Raw genomic sequence first — 18,704 nt, forward strand, 5'->3', positions numbered from 1 at the left:
GGGGCTTTATATCCGCGGAATCCGCAATCACGGTCGAACCCCGTCCCGCATTTCCTTTGATCATTCCGGTGGATGCTTATGCGGTTCTTATGAATGTGTTAGCCGCGCACCCGGATGGAATTCCGCCCCCTCGGCCGGTCGGGGCCGGTCACGGGGGGCCTGAACCGTTCAGCCAGAACGCCCCGTAGAGCGCCGAGGCCACCGCGACGCCGCCCACCACCAGCGCCGACCGGGCCACGTGCCGCCGGGCGAGGGCCGACGCGAGCGGCAGCAGCAGCGGGAAGGCGGGCAGCAGCAGGCGCGGCTTGGAGCCGAAGTAGCTCGACGCGCACAGGGCGAGCGCGGTCACGACCCCCGAGTACACCAGCAGCGCGAGCGGCTGCCGCTGCCGTACGCCGATGACGTACAGCCAGATCACCCCGGCGGTCCCGGCGATCAGCCCGGCCCCGGCGAGGGCCGAGGGGAAGGAGGTGAACTTGTCGGCGACGAAGCGGGCGAAGGCGTATCCGCCGTCGAAGCCGTTGCGCCAGCCGGCCTGGACGGCGAGATAGCCGAAAGGGCCCTTGCCGGTGCGGTGTCCGACCCACAGGACGTAACCGGCGGCGCCGAGCGGGGCGAGCGCCATGCCGAGCAGACGGCGGGCGGTGGCCTGCCCGGTGACGGCCGGGGCGCGAAGGGCGTCCCGTGCGCCGTCCGCCGCCGTCGCGCTCCGCTCTCCCACGAACGAGGCAAGGGCCGTCACCCACACCGCCGCGACCACCGCGAGACCCGCCGGCCGGGTCAGTCCCGCCAGCAGGGTCAGGGCGCCCGCCGTCACCCAGCGGCCGGTGAGCACGGCGTACAGCGCCCAGGCGGCGAGCGCCGTGAACAGCGACTCGCTGTAGGCCATCGACTGCACGATCCCGACCGGCAGCACCGCCCACAGCAGCGCGGCCCCGATGCCGACCTCGCGGCCGTACACGTGATCGGCCACCGCGAAGATCCCCCAGGCCGCGGCGAGCGAGGCCACCAGGCTGACGGCGAAGCCCGCGTCGGCGTACGACAGTGGGCCGACCGCGGCCAGCAGCCGCTCAAGCCAGGGCAGCAGCGGGAAGAAGGCCAGGTTCGAGTGCACGTCCCCGTTCGGCAGGCGTACCTCGTATCCGTAGCCGAGCCCGGCCACGCCGGTGTACCAGAGCGAGTCCCAGCGGGCGGTCAGCAGGGTGTACCAGTTCTTGCCGTGCCCGGCGCTCCACAGCGCCAGGACGATCAGGCCCGTGGCGCGCACGGAGGCGTACCCGAGAAGTGCCGGGGCGGCCCGGCGCAGGGCCCCGGCACGTGCCACCGCCACGCGCGTCGCAAGATCGCTCACGGACTCGATTATCGGCGCTGCCGGGAACCGGACCGGCCACCGGGGCGCGCGCCGAGGGGGTGTCCGGGGGGACGCCAGGGGGACGTCCGGGGGATTTCGGGGAAACTCGGGGGGCGGGGGAGTGGCGTACGCCACACCGGTTGATCGCGTGCACTGAGAGGTGGGCCACGCGGCATTCGGGCGAATGAGCGTACCCTGACGTGTCACTCGCACGCCGTCGCGCAGGTCGGGGGCCACCGCTCCGCCCCGGCCGGGTCGCGGGGAGTCCCCACCCCGCGGGTCGCCGCACGCGAGGGCTCATCTGGGAGGTACGTACATGTCCGGGACGACCGCGGCCACCGACCGGCTGCGCCGTCGGGCGGCCGGGGCCAACCGCTGGGTCGTCCTGATCGTCCTCTGCACGAGCCTGCTGCTGGTGGCGGTGGACGCCACCGTGCTGCACGTGGCGGTGCCCGCGGTCACCGAGGATCTCAGGCCCGGCGCCATCGAACTGCTCTGGATCGTCGACGCCTATCCCCTCGTCTGTGCCTCGCTGCTGATCCTGTTCGGCACGCTGGGCGACCGGGTGGGCCGCAGACGGATCCTGCTGCTGGGTTACGCCCTCTTCGGCATCGCCTCCGCCGTGGCGGCCTTCGCCCCGACCCCCCAGATGCTGATCTTCGCGCGGGGGCTGCTCGGCGTCGGCGGCGCCATGATCATGCCCGCCACGCTGTCGCTCCTGCGGCAGGTGTTCCCGGACCGGCGCGAGCGGGCGCTGGCGATCGGGGTCTGGAGCGCGGTCGCCGCGGTGGGCGCGGCGGTCGGGCCGCTGCTTGGCGGCTTCCTGCTCGAGCACTTCTGGTGGGGGTCGGTCTTCCTCGTCAACATCCCGCTGATGCTGGTCAGTCTGCCGGTGGGCCGGCTGCTGCTGCCCGAGTCGACCGGCGACCGGGACGGGCCCTGGGACGTGGTCGGGGCGTTGCTGGCGGCGGCCGGACTGTTCGGTGTGGTGCTGGGCGTGAAGCGGCTCGGCGGCGGGGAGCCGGTGCTGAGCGTGCTCACCGTGGGGCCGCTGGTGGTCGGCGCGGTGCTGCTGGTGATGTTCGTACGGCGGCAGCGGTGGCGGACGCATCCCCTGGTGGACCTCAGGATGTTCGCGCGTCCGGCGTTCAGCACGTCGGTGGGCTGCATCGTGCTGGCCATGCTGGCGCTGGTCGGGCTGGAACTGATCGCGGCGCAGTACCTGCAACTGGTGCTCGGTCTGTCGCCGCTCGCCACGGGGCTGCGGCTGCTGCCGCTGACGTTCGCCGCGATGGCGGCCGGGCTGGCCGGGGCGCGGATGCTGCGGCGGTTCGGGCCGCGGCGGATGGTGTGCTTCGGGTTCTGCCTGACCGCCGCCGCGGTGGTGGTGCTCACGGCGATGGGCGGGCGCGACAACCCGGGACTGCTCCTCGCCGGCTTCGCGCTGCTCGGCTTCGGCCTGGAGACGACGCTGTTCGGGGCGTACGAGTCGATGCTGAGCGAGGCGCCGGCGGCGCAGGCGGGCGGAGCGGCGGCGATCGGCGAGACGTCGTACCAGTTGGGCGCGGGGATGGGCATCGCCCTGCTGGGCACGGTGATGAACGCGGCGTACGCGCCCGGGCTCGCCGATGTCCCGGGGGTGCCGGCGAAGGCGTCCGGAGCGGCGGCGAACTCGCTGGGGGAGGCGTACGGGGTCGCCGAACAGCTCGGCGGGCCGGTCGGGGCCGCGCTGCGGCGGGCGGCCCGGGACGCCTTCGTGCACGGACTGCACGTCACGCTGCTGGTGAGCGCGGGGCTGTTGCTGCTGGGGGCGGTGATGGCGCTGCGGCTGCCGCGGGTGATGCACTGCGAGGAGCCGGCGGTCGAACTGCCCGCGCAGCGGGAGGCCGAGCGGCCCCGCGTCTCGGCCTGAGTGCCCCTCCGCTCCGGTCCCGTGGCGGTGCCGCGGCAGAGGAGCACGCTGGACGTGGGCGGCTCCACGTCGTAACGTCTGGCCGGAGTCGTTTAACTAGCGGTGCTAGTGCCGCGGCGGGCAACGTTTGCCCGTCAAGGAGCGGCGTCCGGTGCGTGCTCTGGGGGTCCCCCCTGCTCGAAGAGCTTGGGGGAGTGCCGGCCGGAAGTCCTCGTACTGGATGTACTCGGGCTTTCGGCCGGTGCGGCGAGTGGGGGTCCCCCCTGCTCGAAGAGCTTGGGGGAGTGCCGGGCGTCGCGACGGGGCCAACGTTGCCTGCCGGGGCACTAGGTTTCAGTTGCCGTCGCCGGAGGGTGTCCTCATGTCCTCGCAGTCGTCCCCGTTGCCCCCCTTCGATCCCGCCGACCCGCTCGGGATCGACGACCTGCTGGACGCGGAGGACCTGGCCGTCCGCGACACCATGCGGCAGTGGGCCGCCGACCGCGTCCTGCCGCATGTCGCCGAGTGGTACGAGAAGGGCGAGCTGCCCGTCATCCGGGAACTGGCCCGCGAACTGGGCGGCATCGGCGCTCTCGGCATGTCCCTGACCGGATACGGCTGCGCGGGCGCCACCGCCGTCCAGTACGGGCTCGCCTGCCTGGAGCTGGAGGCCGCCGACTCCGGCATCAGGTCCCTGGTCTCGGTGCAGGGCTCGCTCGCCATGTACGCCGTCCACCGGTTCGGAAGCGAGGAGCAGAAGCAGAGGTGGCTGCCGCCCATGGCCGCCGGCGAGGTGATCGGCTGCTTCGGGCTCACCGAGCCCGACCACGGCTCCGACCCCGCCTCCATGCGCACCCACGCCAAGCGCGACGGCACCGACTGGATCCTCAACGGCCGCAAGATGTGGATCACCAACGGCTCCGTGGCCGGCGTCGCCGTCGTCTGGGCGCAGACCGAGGACGGCATCCGCGGCTTCCTCGTGCCCTCCGGCACCCCTGGGTTCTCCGCCCCGGAGATCAAGCACAAGTGGTCCCTGCGGGCAAGCGTCACCAGCGAGCTGGTCCTGGACGACGTACGGCTGCCCGCCGACGCGGTACTGCCAAAGGCCACCGGTCTGCGCGGACCGCTCGGCTGCCTGTCCCACGCCCGCTACGGCATCGTCTGGGGTGCCATGGGCGCGGCCCGCTCCAGCTTCCAGGCCGCCCTCGACTACGCGACGACGCGCGAACAGTTCGGCAAGCCCATCGGCGGCTTCCAGCTGACCCAGGCCAAGCTCGCCGACATGGCGGTCGAACTGCACAAGGGGATTCTGCTCGCCCACCACCTGGGGCGGCGCATGGACGCCGGCCGCCTGCGTCCCGAGCAGGTCAGCTTCGGCAAGCTCAACAACGTGCGCGAGGCGATGGACATCTGCCGCACGGCGCGGACGATCCTCGGGGCGAACGGGATCTCCCTGGAGTACCCCGTGATGCGGCACGCGACCAACCTCGAGTCGGTGCTCACCTACGAGGGCACCGTCGAGATGCACCAGCTCGTGCTGGGCAAGGCGCTCACCGGGCTCGACGCCTTCCGGTGAGCCCCGGACGGGGCAGGGCCGGTGTACGGCCCTGCCTCAGCTCTGGTTGAAGAACCCGTCCGAGCGATGCACCGCCGGGTCCCCGTTGACGATCTCGGTGTCGGCCGGCGACAGCAGGAACACCCGGGTGGAGACGCGTTCGATGGAACCGCGCAGACCGAAGACGAGCCCGGCCGCGAAGTCGACCACGCGCTTGGCGTCGGAGGCTTCCATGGCCGTCAGGTTCATGATGACGGGCACGCCCTCCCGGAACAGCTCGCCGATGGCGCGGGCGTCCCGGAAGCTGTCCGGTGTCACCGTGCCGATCCGGCGGCCCCTGTCCTCTGCCGTGTCCGTCGCCACCTTCACCCGGGGGTCGGTGACCCAGGCGTCCCCGGACTCGGTCCCCTCCGTGTAGTCGTCGTCGTAGTAGCGCTCGTCATCGTTGTCGTCGACGAGGCCGAGCCACGCACTCGCCTTGCGCACCGATCCCATGGACGCCTCCTTTCACAGCGGTCTTTTCTGCATTCCGCATCCCTATGGTCATCCATGATGCTGACAACGCGCCAAGCGAACAGGCGCCGCACGGGGGGTTTGTGACGGTACTGGTGCACGGCGAATACGTCGAGAGCCCGTGTGCCCCAAGGGTTCTGCGCTACACGGCTGCTGACTGAGAGTGAAATATGATTGTCCTCGGCACATGGGTGATGCACGGTGCGTACGGGTGAACGAAGGGGTCGATACGATGCCGCGACTCAACGTTCAGCACACCAAGGGGGATGGTCGTGTTCGGAATCGTCAGGCCCTGCCGACACCGCCTCGGGGAAGCACTCGGCGCGCAGTGGATGGCCCATTTGTGCGGGCTGTGCCTGGCTCTGCGCGGTGACCACGGACAGTTCGCGCGAATCGTGACGAACTACGACGGGCTGCTGCTCTCGGTCCTGACGGAGGCTCAGGCGGAACGCCCGGGCGGGGCCGACGGCTTGCGGCGGACCGCCGGGCCGTGCCCGCTGCGCGGGATGCGCACCGCGTCCGTCGCCCTGGGGGAGGGGCCGCGGCTCGCGGCGGCCGTCTCCCTGGTGCTGGCCTCGGCCAAGGTGCGCGACCATGTCGCCGACGGTGACGGACTGCTGGCGCGCCGGCCGGTGGCTCTCGCCGCGCGCCGGGTCGCCGGCCGCTGGAGCCGGGCGGGCGCCAGGACCGGGGCCGGTGTCGGATTCGACACCACCGTCCTCCTGGACGCGGTGGACCGGCAGTCCGGCGTCGAGGCGCTCGCCGGCCCCGGGACGCCGATCCTGGCCGTCACCGAGCCGACCGAGACCGCGACCGCCGCGGCCTTCGCGTACACCGCGGTCCTCGCCGGACGGCCGGGCAACGCCGCCCCGCTCGCCGAGGCCGGGCGCCTGTTCGGGCGGCTCGCGCACCTTCTGGACGCCGTGGAGGACCGCGCGTCCGACGCCGCCACCGGCGCCTGGAACCCGCTCACCGCCACCCGGACGCCGCTCGGCGAGGTGCGCCGGCTCGCCGACGACGCGGTGCGCGGCATCCGGCTCGCCCTGCGCGAGGCGGAGTTCGGCGACGGGCGGCTCGTCCATCGACTGCTCGTGCACGAACTCCCGCGCTCCGTCGACCGCGCCTTCGGTACCGACTCCTGCGGGCACACGCCCGAGGGGGCGTTCGGACCGCCGCAAAGCCCGTACACCCCGCAGGCTCCGTACGACCCGAACGCCCCGTACACCGGGGGCGGTGAGCCGCCGCGGCCCCGCGGGCGCGGATTCTGGGCCGGGTGCGCGGTGGCCGTCGGGCTGTGCTGCACCTGCAAGGTGTGCTGTGCCAACGAGTTCGAGGGGCCGTGGTCGGGCAAGAAGCGCTCGGGCTGCTGCAACTGCGACTGCTCGTGCTGCGAAGGGTGCGACTGCTGCGACGGCTGCGAGTGCTGCTGTGACGGCTGCGACTGCTGTGACGGCTGCTCGTGCTGCGACTGCTGACCGCGGCCGGCCGCCCGCGGGTCACGGGTCCGGACGGGGTGCGGGTGGCGGGGTTTGGCCGCCGGGCCGCGTATGGAAGGGCTCATCTCATGAGGGACCTGTCCGACCAGTGGAAGCAGTGCCGTGGGCCCCGTACCGGGGCGGTGGCCGCGTTTCCGTCCCGCCCGCCCGGAGCGGCGGGTGCGGGCCCGTGGACTATCCGGAGCGTCGAGTTCCGGACATCTCCCGGGCCTGGACGATCGCGGGCGGGGCGGTCGTGACCGCCACCGCCGAGGCGGGCGAACCGACCGTCGGCGAGCGGCCTTTCGGCGGCCGGGTGCGACCCGCCGCCGGCGCAGGTCCGGCGCGGGCCTCCCGGGCCGACCTGGGAGAGTGCCCGGCCGGACGGCGCCGCGAGGGCATAGGGGGCGCGGGGGTCAGGACGTCGTGACGGCGGCCGGAGAGCACGGCCGGCCCCGGGGTCGTTGCCGCGCTGTTGACCGCATGTCAATTCGGCCTGATCGCGCATAGTTCACTCGAATCGCTCATGGTCGCACGGCCGAAAGGCACCCTTGCGCCGACCGGTCGTTCGGCCGAATACTCCCCCACAGCGCTTGTCAGGGGCACGGCATGTTCGGAATCCGAACGGCAGTCCTCTGACTGCGCCTCACGGGCCCCGACCCCACGCGGGCCCCCGACTTCCTTTGTGGAGGAACGTAAAGTGAGGATCAAGCGCACCACCCCCCGCGGCGGCATGACGAGACGAACCCGGCTGGTCGCCATCGCCTCCGGCTTCGTGGCCGCAGCCGCGTTCGCGGTCCCCAGCGCGAACGCGTCCGACGCCCCCACCACCTTCAGCGCGGCGCAGCTCACCACCGCGAGCGACTCCGTGCTCAAGGCCGACATCCCGGGCACCGCCTGGGCCGTCGACAGCAAGACCAACCGGGTCGTCGTCACCGTCGACAGCACGGTCTCCCAGGCCGACATCGCCCGGATCCAGCGGCAGGCGGGGAACAACTCCGGCGCCCTGACCATCAAGCACACCCCCGGGAAGTTCAACAAGCTGATCTCCGGCGGCGACGCCATCTATGCGAGTAGCTGGCGCTGCTCGCTGGGCTTCAACGTCAAGGACAACAGTGGCAACTCCTACTTCCTGACCGCCGGTCACTGCACCGACGGTGCGGGCACCTGGTGGGCGAACTCCTCCGGCTCGACCGTGCTCGGTACCACCGCCGGCTCCTCCTTCCCCGGCCACGACTACGGCATCGTGCGCTACACCAACTCCTCGGTGGCCCACCCGAGCGCCGTCGGCAGCGTGAACATCACCAGCGCGGCCACGCCGTCCGTCGGCACCACCGTCTACCGGCGCGGCTCGACCACCGGCATCCACAGCGGCCAGGTCACGGGGCTCAACGCGACGGTCAACTACGGCAACGGCGAGATCGTCAACGGCCTCATCCAGACCACGGTCTGCGCCGAGCCCGGTGACTCCGGCGGCTCGCTCTACTCCAACAGCGGTATCGCCTACGGTCTGACCTCCGGTGGCAGCGGCAACTGCTCCTCCGGCGGCACGACCTTCTTCCAGCCGGTCACCGCCGCGCTGAGCGCGTACGGGGTCCACATCGGCTGATCTCCCCCTGTGCCGGGCCGTGATGTGCGCGGTCCGGCGCCCGCCCCGCGCTCGACAGCGAAGCCCCCGTACGCAACCGGCGTGCGGGGGCTCGCCCTTGGGCGCGGCGCGGGTTACGGTCGAAGGACCGTGAGCCGGCGCGCCCGTGCCGGATTGGGGGGCCGTGATGGTCGAGGAACTGGTGACGGCGGGGGTGGCGCTCGCGTCCGCCGGAGCGGTGGGCCTGATGGTGGCGGCGCGGGTCGTCAAGCAGTACGAGCGGGGCGTGGTGTTCCGCCTCGGCAGACTGCGCCCGCAGGTGCGCGGACCCGGGTTCACACTGGTCGTCCCGTTCGTGGACCGGCTTCACAAGGTCAACATGCAGATCGTGACCATGCCCGTGCCGGCACAGGAGGGCATCACCCGGGACAATGTGACGGTGCGTGTGGATGCCGTCGTCTACTTCAAGGTGACCTCGCCCGCCGAGGCACTGGTCCAGGTGGAGGACTACCGCTTCGCGGTCTCGCAGATGGCGCAGACCTCGCTGCGGTCCATCATCGGCAAGAGCGAGCTGGACGATCTGCTGTCCGACCGCGAGAAGCTGAACCAGGGTCTGGAGCTGATGATCGACAGCCCGGCCGTGGAATGGGGCGTCACCATCGACCGGGTGGAGATCAAGGACGTCTCCCTGCCCGAGACGATGAAGCGGTCCATGGCCCGGCAGGCGGAGGCCGACCGGGACCGGCGGGCGCGGGTCATCAACGCGGACGCGGAGTTCCAGGCGTCCAAGAAGCTGGCCGAGGCGGCCCAGCAGATGGCGGACACGCCCGCGGCGCTGCAACTGCGCCTGCTCCAGACGGTGACGGCGGTCGCCGCCGAGAAGAACTCCACCCTGGTCCTGCCCTTCCCGGTCGAGCTGCTGCGGTTCCTGGAGAGGGCGCAGCAGCAACTGCCCGCGGCGGCCCCGGCGTCCGAGCCCCGGGGGGATGCCGAGCCCGAGGGGTCGAGTTCGAGCCAGGACTAGTGCCGCGACGGGGCAAACGTTGCCTGTCGCGGCACTAGAGAGGGGAACGCGGGCCGGACGTCCGCACGGGGTGTTTGCGCTGTGAATGTTGCGTGAACGGCCCCGCGGTGACCTTGGTCGACGGGCCGATACGCAGGGGGAGTACGTCCGTTGACGTACACACGTCCAGAAGTCGACCTTGTGTGCTGCCGGGAGGCATCGGAATAGTGGGCGCCGTTCCACCGCCTTTCGGCTCGTCGGGCCCCCACTGCCCCCCGGGCCGATCCCCCCACAGGAGGACGACAGTTGAAGCACCGACGCATACCCGGACGCCGTGCGGCCGTGGCGGGAGCGGGCGTCGCCGCCCTGCTCGTCGCGGGATTCACCTTCCAGAGTGCGAACGCCAGTGAACCCGTGAAGACCCCCGAGGCCCGGACTCTTTCGGCTGTGGCGGCCGGAAAGCTCGCCTCGACACTCGTGCGGGATCTCGGCGCCGACGCCGCGGGCACGTACTACGACGCCGAGACGAAGAGCCTCGTGGTGAACGTGCTCGACGCGAGCAGCGCCGAGACCGTCGAGCGGGCGGGCGCCACGGCGAGAGTCGTGGGCAACTCCCTCGCCGAACTGGCCGGCGCCCGCGCCGCGCTGGAGAAGGACGCGACCATCCCCGGCACCTCGTGGGCGACGGACCCCGTGACCAACAAGGTCGTCGTCACCGCCGACAGCACGGTCTCCACGGCCGAGTGGACCACCCTGAGCAAGGTCGTCTACGGGCTCGGCGAGAAGGCCGAACTCACGCGGTCGAAGGGGGAGTTCAAGCCCTTCGTCGCGGGCGGTGACGCGATCACCGGGTCCGGTGGCCGCTGCTCGCTCGGCTTCAACGTGGTCAAGGACGGTCAGCCGTACTTCCTCACCGCGGGCCACTGCACGGCGGCGATCTCCACCTGGTCGGACGCCTCCGGCACGGTGATCGGCCAGAACGAGCGGTCCAGCTTCCCGGGCGACGACTTCGGTCTGGTCAGGTACACCGCGAGCGTCGACCACCCGAGCGCGGTGAACCTCTACAACGGCTCGACGCAGGCGATCACCAGGGCGGGCGCGGCGACCGTCGGCGAGAGGGTGACCCGCAGCGGCTCGACGACCCAGGTGCACAGCGGCACGGTCACCGGTCTGAACGCCACCGTGAACTACGCCGAGGGCACGGTCAGCGGCCTGATCCAGACCGACGTGTGCGCCGAGCCCGGTGACAGCGGAGGCTCCCTGTTCGACGGCGACACCGCGATCGGCCTCACCTCCGGTGGCAGCGGTGACTGCACCTCGGGCGGTGTGACCTTCTTCCAGCCGGTCACCGAGGCCCTCTCGGCGACCGGCGCCCAGATCGGCTGACCCCGGCCCCGGCCTCCCCACAGCCGACGAAAGCCCCGCCCCCCGAGTCCGGAGGCGGGGCTTTCGCATGGCCGTCACGCCCCTCGGCAGGTGGTGCGCCGGCCCTTGTCGCGGTGTTCACCAGCTGATCCCGGCCGCCACCGGCAGGTGGTCACTGCCCGTGTCCGGCAGGGTCCACGAGCTCTCCGGCTTCACGCCGCGCACCAGGATCTGGTCGATCCGCACCATCGGGAACGTCGCAGGCCAGGTGAAGCCGAAGCCCTTCCCCGCCACGTCCTGGACCGAGCGCAGCCGCGCGGTGATGCCGGCGAACGCGCGGTCGTCCATGGTGCCGTTCAGGTCGCCGAGCAGCACCACCCGCTCATTGCGCTCGGCGGCGACGGCCTCGCCGAGCGCCTGCGCGCCTCTGTCCCGTGAGGCCGTCCAGAAGCCCGCCCGGGGATTCACCCGTGCGGACCCCAGGTGGGCCACGTACACCGCCAGCGGACCCCGGTCCGTGGCCACCGTGGTGCGCAGCGCCCGGTTCGTGGTCATCTTCTTGTCGAGCGGCTTGGTGTCCGCCAGCGGACCGTAGTCCACGATGTCGATCGGCCGGGTGTCCGACAGCGGCAGCTTGCTCCACAGCCCGACCGTGCCCTGCACCGTGTGGTACGGGTACGCCTTCGCCAGTTCCTTCTCGTACAGCGGCTTCGCCTGCGGGGTGATCTCCTCCAGAGCCAGCACGTCCACGCCGGAGGCGGCCAGGTCGCGGGCGGTGCGGGCCGGGTCGGGGTTGTCGGCGTTGACGTTGTGGGCGGCCACGGTGAGGTCGCTGCCCGGGTGGGACTTGTCGCTGAGCAGCCCGCCGAACAGGTGCAGCCACACCAGGACCGGCAGCAGCAGCGCGACCACCGCGGAGGCGGAGCGGCGCCACAGCGCCCCGGCCAGCAGCACCGGGACGAACAGGCCGAGCCAGGGCAGGAAGGTCTCCGCCAGGCTGCCGAGGTTCCCGATCCGGTTCGGGATCTTCGCGTGCAGCAGCATGACCAGGCCCAGCAGCAGCGTCAGCGCCGCGAGCAGCGGGCCGCGCTTCCACGGCCCCGGCCGGGAGACGGCGTGTGTCGCCCGGCGGACGCGCGCGCGCCAGGTCCCGATGCCCGTCTCCCGGCGGTCGGCGCCGCCCTGTCCGGTCTCCGCCTCCGCCGTGTCCACCTGCGCCATCGTCTGTCCGCGCTCACCGCCGGTCACCGCAGCGTCCTCGGATCCTGAGCGGGGTCGGTACAGGGTCGTGCCGCGGGTGGGGTTCGAGTCATGCCGCCAGTCAAGGCGGCGCGGTGTTGCCGGCGCGTATGCGTTTTTCGATACGCCGACGATATGCGCGGGCTCGTAGCATCGACAGCATGCGCGTGCTGATCGTCGAGGACGAGCCCTTTCTGGCGGAAGCCATCCGCGACGGCCTGCGTCTGGAAGCGATCGCGGCCGACATCGCGGGTGACGGCGACACCGCGCTGGAACTGCTGAGCGTCAACGCCTACGACATCGCCGTCCTCGACCGGGACATTCCCGGACCGACCGGTGACGAGATCGCCCAACGTATCGTCGCCTCCGGCAGCGGCATGCCGATCCTCATGCTCACCGCGGCCGACCGTCTCGACGACAAGGCCTCCGGGTTCGAACTCGGTGCCGACGACTACCTCACGAAGCCCTTCGCACTTCGCGAGCTCGCGCTCAGGCTCAGAGCGCTCGACCGCAGACGTGCCCACAACAGGCCGCCCGTGCGGGAGATCGCGGGCCTGCGGCTGGATCCGTTCCGCCGCGAGGTCTACCGGGACGGCCGCTACGTGGCGCTCACCCGGAAGCAGTTCGCCGTGCTCGAGGTCCTCGTCGGAGCCGAGGGCGGTGTCGTCGGTGCCGAAGAACTCCTGGAACGCGCGTGGGACGAGAACGCCGACCCGTTCACCAACGCCGTGCGCATCACCGTCTCGGCACTGCGCAGGCGCCTCGGCGAACCCTGGATCATCGCCACCGTGCCGGGCGTCGGCTACCGCATCGACACGCAACCGGAGGCCGGACACGAGGGACACGAGGGACACGAGGGACATGAGGGAGAGGAGCGTGGATCCGGACCCGGGGGAGGCGAGCGTGGATAGAGCACCCGGATTGAGCGTGCGCCTCAAGCTCACCCTCAGCTACACCGGATTCCTCATGCTGGCCGGCGTCCTGCTGCTCGCGGCGGTGTGGGTGTTCCTCCTGCGGTACGTCCCCGAGCGTGCGCTCATCGTCCCCGGCTCCACCGGCACCCTCACCCCTGGGGTTTTTCCCGTCCGGTTCAACCTTCTGCGCGTTTTTGCCCCGAGGGCGGCCGTGGTGCTGGCGTTCCTGCTGGTGTTCGGCCTTGTGGGAGGGTGGATCCTCGCCGGCCGGATGCTCGCCCCGCTGGCCCGCGTCACGGGTGCCACCCGCATGGCCACGAACGGATCGCTCTCCCACCGGATCCGGCTGCCGGGCCGCAGGGACGAGTTCCGCGAACTCGCCGACGCCTTCGACACGATGCTCGAACGGCTCGAAGCACACGTCGCCGAACAGCAGAGATTCGCGGCCAACGCCTCGCACGAGTTGCGCACCCCGCTGGCGATCTCGAAGGCGCTCCTCGACGTGGCCCGCACCGATCCGGACCACGACTCCGGCGAAGTCTTCGACCGCCTCCACGCCGTCAACACCCGGGCGATCAACCTCACCGAGGCACTGCTCCTGCTCAGCCGCGCCAACCAGAGATCCTTCACCCGGGAACCCGTCGACCTGTCCCTGCTGGTGGAAGAGGCCGCCGAAACGCTCCTCCCCCTCGCGGAAAGGCACGGCGTCACCCTCGAGACCTCCGGCGACATCACCCCCACGACCGGATCGCAGGCGCTCCTGCTGCAACTGACCACGAACCTCGTGCACAACGCGATCGTCCACAACCTGCCGGAACAGGGCACCGTGTGGGTCGATACCAGCGTCCGCCCCGGGACGGTGGTGCTCACCGTCGAGAACACCGGCGAGAAGCTCACTCCCGAGCTGGCCTCGACACTCACCGAACCGTTCCAGCGCGGCACCGAGCGCACACACGCCGACCAGGCGGGCGTCGGCCTCGGCCTGGCCATCGTCGAGACCATCGCCCACGCACACGACGGAACACTCACCCTCACCCCGCGCCCTGCCGGCGGGATCCGCGTCACGGTGGAACTGCCCGCGACGGCCCCGCACACCGACAGGTGACCTGAACCCGACCGGTCACGGAAAGTGCCGTCTCTGCTGCAAGCCGTTGCCCGGCAGTCGTTTCCGGTGGTGCCCTCCTCGCCTGGTAATCGCTGATATGTTCGAATCGAAGTCGCCGACCAAGGGTGACGAGGGTTAGAGTAATCGAACGAGCGTACGATGAACGTATCGGGCATATAGCTGAAAAGGGGTGGAGTGGAGGAGGTGTGACATGGCGGGCTTCGCTCATCTGCATGTCGCCTCCGGTTACTCCGCCCGCTATGGCGCCGCCCATCCGGAGCACCTGGTGCGAAGGGCGGCCGAGCGGGGCGTGGCGGCGCTCGCGCTGACCGACCGGGACACGGTCACCGGTGCCGTTCGCTTCGCCCGGGCGTGTGCGAAAGAGGGGGTCCGGCCGGTCTTCGGTGTCGACCTGGCCGTGGCGGCGCTCGCGCCTCCACCGCCCGGGCAGCGGCGCCGTACTCCGGTGCGTGGTGGTGCGCACGTGGTCGAGCCGCCGCTGCGGTTCGTGCTGCTCGCGCAGAACCGGGAGGGCTGGGCCCGGCTGTGCCGCATCACCTCGGCCGCCCACGCCGACGCCCTCGGGGGCAGGGCGCCGGTGGTGCCGTGGGAGGCGCTGCGCGAGTACGGCGGTCCCGGCCTGGTGGCCCTGCTCGGGCCGCTCTCGGAGCCGGTGAGGGCCCTGTCGGTGGGGCGGGAGGACGTCGCGGTGAGGCTGCTGGCGCCCTGGAAGGAGATCTTCGGGAGGGGGGTCCGGCTGGAAGCTGTTGCGCAGAAACGTTTCGGCATGGGTCCGGGATCCCTTCGACTGGCTGCCCGGACGTTGGCGCTGGCCGACCGCACCGGTACGACCGCCGTGCTCTCCAACGCCGTCCGCTACGCCGATCCCGAACAGCATCGGCTCGCCGATGTCCTGGACGCCGCGCGGCTGCTGCGCCCGATCGACCGGCGCCACCTGGACGGCGGACAGCGCTGGCTCAAGGACGGGAGGGCGATGGCGGGCGTGGCGCGGATGGTCGCCGAGTGCGCCGGGGCGGATGTCCGGCGGGCGCGTCGTCTGCTGGCGGACACCGCCGCCACGGCGGCCGCGTGCGTCGTCGATCCGGCGGCGGACCTCGGGCTCGGCGCCCGGCACTTCCCGGAACCGGCCCTCTTCGGCGCCGGACCCGGAGCGGGAGAAGCCGCGCGGCTGCTGCGCCGGCGGTGCGAGGAGGGACTGCTCCGGCGTGGCCTGGACCGCGACCGTGCCGTGCTGGAGCGGCTGGAGGAAGAGCTCGACGTGATCTCCCGGCTGTCCTACGACTCGTATTTCCTCGCGGTGGGCCAGGTCGTCGCCGATATCCGGGCGAAGGGCATCCGGGTCGCGGCCCGCGGGTCGGGTGCCGGGTCGATGGTCTGCCACGCGCTGGACATCGCCACCGCCAATCCACTCGACCACCGCCTGCTGTTCGAACGCTTCCTGAGCGTGCGCCGGGGCTCGCTGCCCGACATCGACATCGACGTGGAGTCCGCCCGGCGGCTGGAGTGCTACGACGCGATCTTCGAACGGTTCGGGAAGGAACGGGTGGCGGTCACCGCCATGCCCGAGACCTACCGCGCCCGCCGGGCCCTGCGCGACACCGGGCTCGCGCTGGGGATCGCCCCGGCCGACGTCGACCGGATCGCCAAGAGCTTCCCGCACCTGCGGGCCTGCGACATCACCGGCGCGCTCGCCGAGCTGCCCGAGCTGCGGCAACTGGCCGGTGAGGCACACCGGTACGGGCCCCTGTGGGAGCTTGCCGAAGGCCTCGACTCCCTGGTCCACGGCATGGCCATGCACCCCTGCGGCGTGGTCGTCAGCGACGCGACCCTGCTGGACCGGCTGCCCGTGCAGCCCACCCCGCAGGGCGACTACCCCATGGCCATGGCAGCGAAGGAGGAGATCGAGGCGCTGGGCAACATCAAGCTCGACGTCCTGGGCGTGCGCATGCAGTCCGCCATGGCCCACGCCGTCGCCGAGATCGAACGGGCCACCGGCAACCGCATCGACCTGGACGACCCCCGGCAGGTGCCGCTCGACGACGTCTTCGCCTTCAAGCTCATCCAGGAGAGCCAGACCCTGGGTCTGTTCCAGCTCGAGTCGCCCGGGCAGCAGGATCTTCTGGCCCGGATGCAGCCGCGTGATCCGCAGGACGTCATCGCCGACATCAGTCTCTTCCGGCCCGGTCCGGTCGCCGGTGGCATGCCCGAGCGGTACATCGCCGCCCGGCACGGCGGCACACCCTCGTACGCCCATCCGGATCTGGAGCCGGTGCTCGTCGATACCTACGGCGTGACCATCTGGCACGAGCAGATCATCGAGACGCTGTCCGTGATGACCGGCTGCGACCGGGCGCTGGCGGAGATCGCCCGGCGGGCGCTCGGTGACAAGGACCGGTTGCCCAGGATCAGGGCCTGGTTCGATCGGCTGGCATGCGCGCGCGGCTACAGTGCGGCCGTCCGGGACGAGGTCTGGAAGACCGTCGAGGCCTTCGGGGCGTACGGCTTCTGCCGGGCGCACGCGGTCGCCTTCGCCGTACCGGCCCTGCAGAGCGCCTGGCTCAAAGCGCACTACCCGGCGTTCCTGCTGGCAGGCCTACTCGAACACGACCCCGGTATGTGGCCCAAGCGTGTTCTCGTCTCCGACGCCCGCCGACGCGGCGTGCAGGTCCTGCCCGTCGACATCAACCGCTCCAAGGTGAAGCACACCGTGGAGAAGGCCGAGGGGGAGCAGTGGGGAGTGCGGCTCGCGCTGTCCGCGGTGCACGGCATCAGCGAGGAGGAGTGCGCCCGGATCGAGGAGGGCCAGTCGTACGGATCGCTGTCCGACTTCTGGCAGCGGGCCCGCCCCAGCAGGCCCACCACCGAACGCCTCGCGGAGATCGGTGCCTTGAGCTGCCTCCACGACGGCCGGCTCACCCGCCGCGACCTGCTGCTGCAGATCGCCGAACTCCACCGGCAGTCCCGCAACCGGACCGCGGGATCAGGACAACTGCCCATCGAAGCGGGCGCGGTCGGCGGCGCGGAGCCGAGCGGTCTGCCGGAGATGACCGGTCGTGAGGCGCTGAGCGCGGAGCTGAACACCCTCGGCGTCGACGTCTCCAGGCATCTGATGGGGCACCACCACCGGCTGCTGCGCGAGATCGGCGCCACCGACGCGGCGCACCTGGCCGGGATGCGCGCCGGTCAGCAGGTGCTCGTCGCCGGTGTGCGGGCCTCGACCCAGACCCCGCCGATCGCGAGCGGCAAGCGGATCATCTTCGTCACCCTGGAGGACGGCTCCGGGCTGGTCGACCTGGCGTTCTTCGAGGACTCCCACCCGGCCTGCGCGCACACCGTCTTCCACAGCGGGCTGCTGCTGGTCCGCGGCACGGTCCAGGTCCGCGGCACCCGCCGCACCGTCGTCGGCACGATGGCGTGGGACCTGGACGAGATCGCGGCGGCCCGCCGCGACAACGGTCCCGAGGCCGCGCTCGCCCTCCTCGGCGCCGACCGCCCGCACCCGACCCCCGCGCAGCCGCGGCGCACCCTGGTGAACGGCACCACCGGTGCCCGGCTGCACCCGTACGCCGATCTGCAGCCCGCCGGCAGCCGTTCGGCCGACCTGAAGAAGTTCGGCCACCGCAGTCCGGGGAGTGCGGGATGACCTCACGTCAGCGGCACATCGCCCACCTCCATCTGCATGCCTCGCTGACCGAGGACCAGTACGCCGATGTAATCGAACTGATGTCCGGAATCACGCCCCACGTCCAGGCCGTCCCGCCCAACGCCGTGCAGTTGGACCTGACGTCGGCGCTCCGGTACTTCGACCTGTCTCCCTACGACGTGGTCCAGCTGGCGAAGATCAGGCTGAAGGCCCTCTACGGCATCGACAGCAGCGCCGGGCTCGCCGGCAACCGCATGCTCGCGGCCATGGCGGCCGACGCCTCCGCGCCGGAGGAGACCACCTGGGTCCCCGTGGACCGGGCCGCCCAATGGCTGTATCCGCGCCCGCTCACCGCGCTGCCCGGGGTCGGCCGCGCCACGGCCTCGACGCTCGCCAGGTACGGCCTGCACACCATCGGTCAGATCGCCGACCTGCCCCCGGTGACCCTGCAACGGCTCCTCGGCGCGGGTCCCGCCCGTCTGCTGACCGAACGCGCCCGCGGTCACGATCCCCGCCCGGTCGCCCGCACGGAACCGGCGGAGCACCTGGTCGCCGATCTCGTGCTGGAGCGGGACTGCCTGGACCCCGCACAACACCACCGGGCGGTCCTGGGACTTGCCGACCGGATCGGCCAACGCCTGCGCGGTGAGAGCCGGGTCGCCGGCCGGCTCACCCTCACGGTGCGGTACGCCGACCGCAGTTCCACCACGCGCACCCGCACGCTGCCGGAACCCACCAATCACTCTCCGGTCCTTGCCGCGACCGCCCTGGGGCTGCTGGCCGTGCTCGGGTTGCAGCGGGCGCGTGTGCGCGCCTACGCGATCCGTGCCGACGACCTGCTGTCGGCCGGCAGTGCCTACGCGCAGCTCTCGCTGGATCCGGGCGACGCCCGGGCCCGCGCCGCCGAAGCGGCCGCGGACCGGGCCCGTCGCCGCTTCGGACCCGAGTCCGTACGGCCGGCCGCTCTGGCGGACTGACCGTTCGTCGGTGCGGGCGTGCACGTCGGCGGCGCCGTTCATGGCGTGGGCGCACAGCCGGACC

The 18,704-nt window shown here is 71.7% G+C and carries 14 protein-coding genes; 11 read left to right on the forward strand and 3 right to left on the reverse strand.

The window, feature by feature from the left end; genetic code table 11:
- Positions 1-148 precede the first annotated feature (148 nt).
- Positions 149-1,351, reverse strand: a complete 1,203-nt coding sequence (locus ACTYVM_RS06700; RefSeq protein ID WP_445525004.1) for a mannosyltransferase family protein — start codon at positions 1,349-1,351, stop codon at positions 149-151.
- A 316-nt stretch (positions 1,352-1,667) separates the two neighbouring features.
- Here ACTYVM_RS06700 and ACTYVM_RS06705 point away from each other — a divergent pair, with 316 nt between their 5' ends.
- Together ACTYVM_RS06705 and ACTYVM_RS06710 are read left to right on the forward strand one after the other, a co-directional pair.
- On the forward strand, positions 1,668-3,263 hold the full coding sequence (locus ACTYVM_RS06705) for an MFS transporter (protein ID WP_445525005.1): 1,596 nt from the start codon (positions 1,668-1,670) through the stop codon (positions 3,261-3,263).
- A gap of 361 nt (positions 3,264-3,624) precedes the next feature.
- Positions 3,625-4,818 carry an acyl-CoA dehydrogenase family protein gene (locus tag ACTYVM_RS06710; RefSeq protein ID WP_445525006.1) on the forward strand — a complete coding sequence of 398 codons (1,194 nt, stop codon included), beginning with the start codon at positions 3,625-3,627 and terminating at the stop codon, positions 4,816-4,818.
- A 36-nt stretch (positions 4,819-4,854) separates the two neighbouring features.
- Here the strand turns inward: ACTYVM_RS06710 and ACTYVM_RS06715 are convergent, their stop codons facing one another.
- Positions 4,855-5,292, reverse strand: coding sequence for a cell division protein SepF (locus tag ACTYVM_RS06715; protein WP_445525007.1), 438 nt, complete (start codon positions 5,290-5,292; stop codon positions 4,855-4,857).
- Positions 5,293-5,582: 290 nt separating this feature from the next.
- On the opposite strand from ACTYVM_RS06715, the gene ACTYVM_RS06720 reads away from it, so the two are divergent.
- From ACTYVM_RS06720 to ACTYVM_RS06740, 5 genes are all read left to right on the forward strand, one after another.
- Positions 5,583-6,785, forward strand: a complete 1,203-nt coding sequence (locus ACTYVM_RS06720) for a DUF5685 family protein (RefSeq protein WP_445525008.1) — start codon at positions 5,583-5,585, stop codon at positions 6,783-6,785.
- 190 nt (positions 6,786-6,975) lie between these two features.
- Complete coding sequence (locus tag ACTYVM_RS06725; protein WP_445525009.1) at positions 6,976-7,215, forward strand: hypothetical protein; 240 nt, start codon at positions 6,976-6,978, stop codon at positions 7,213-7,215.
- A 270-nt stretch (positions 7,216-7,485) separates the two neighbouring features.
- Positions 7,486-8,394 (forward strand): S1 family peptidase, encoded by a 909-nt coding sequence (locus tag ACTYVM_RS06730; RefSeq protein ID WP_445525010.1) that lies wholly within the window; start codon positions 7,486-7,488, stop codon positions 8,392-8,394.
- Between the two features lie 166 nt (positions 8,395-8,560).
- Positions 8,561-9,397 carry a slipin family protein gene (locus tag ACTYVM_RS06735; protein WP_445525172.1) on the forward strand — a complete coding sequence of 279 codons (837 nt, stop codon included), beginning with the start codon at positions 8,561-8,563 and terminating at the stop codon, positions 9,395-9,397.
- 285 nt (positions 9,398-9,682) lie between these two features.
- Entirely contained in the window at positions 9,683-10,762 is a 1,080-nt protein-coding gene (locus ACTYVM_RS06740; RefSeq protein ID WP_445525011.1) for a S1 family peptidase, read from the forward strand.
- A gap of 117 nt (positions 10,763-10,879) precedes the next feature.
- Here ACTYVM_RS06740 and ACTYVM_RS06745 read toward each other — a convergent pair whose 3' ends face one another.
- Entirely contained in the window at positions 10,880-11,962 is a 1,083-nt protein-coding gene (locus tag ACTYVM_RS06745; protein ID WP_445525173.1) for an endonuclease/exonuclease/phosphatase family protein, read from the reverse strand.
- 179 nt (positions 11,963-12,141) lie between these two features.
- On the opposite strand from ACTYVM_RS06745, the gene ACTYVM_RS06750 reads away from it, so the two are divergent.
- The 4 genes from ACTYVM_RS06750 to ACTYVM_RS06765 all read left to right on the forward strand — a co-directional run bounded on the left by ACTYVM_RS06750 (position 12,142) and on the right by ACTYVM_RS06765 (position 18,640).
- Complete coding sequence (locus ACTYVM_RS06750) at positions 12,142-12,891, forward strand: response regulator transcription factor (protein ID WP_445525012.1); 750 nt, start codon at positions 12,142-12,144, stop codon at positions 12,889-12,891.
- On the forward strand, positions 12,884-13,999 hold the full coding sequence (locus ACTYVM_RS06755) for a sensor histidine kinase (RefSeq protein ID WP_445525013.1): 1,116 nt from the start codon (positions 12,884-12,886) through the stop codon (positions 13,997-13,999). The genes ACTYVM_RS06750 and ACTYVM_RS06755 overlap by 8 nt, the downstream gene beginning before the upstream one ends.
- Before the next feature lie 211 nt (positions 14,000-14,210).
- Positions 14,211-17,663, forward strand: a complete 3,453-nt coding sequence (locus tag ACTYVM_RS06760; RefSeq protein WP_445525014.1) for a DNA polymerase III subunit alpha — start codon at positions 14,211-14,213, stop codon at positions 17,661-17,663.
- A complete protein-coding gene (locus ACTYVM_RS06765; protein ID WP_445525015.1) occupies positions 17,660-18,640 on the forward strand; it encodes a DNA polymerase Y family protein in 981 nt (326 codons plus the stop codon). Before ACTYVM_RS06760 ends, ACTYVM_RS06765 begins: the two co-directional genes overlap by 4 nt.
- The last annotated feature ends 64 nt before the right edge of the window (positions 18,641-18,704 follow it).

The sequence above is a fragment of the Streptomyces cyslabdanicus genome, assembly GCF_052663305.1.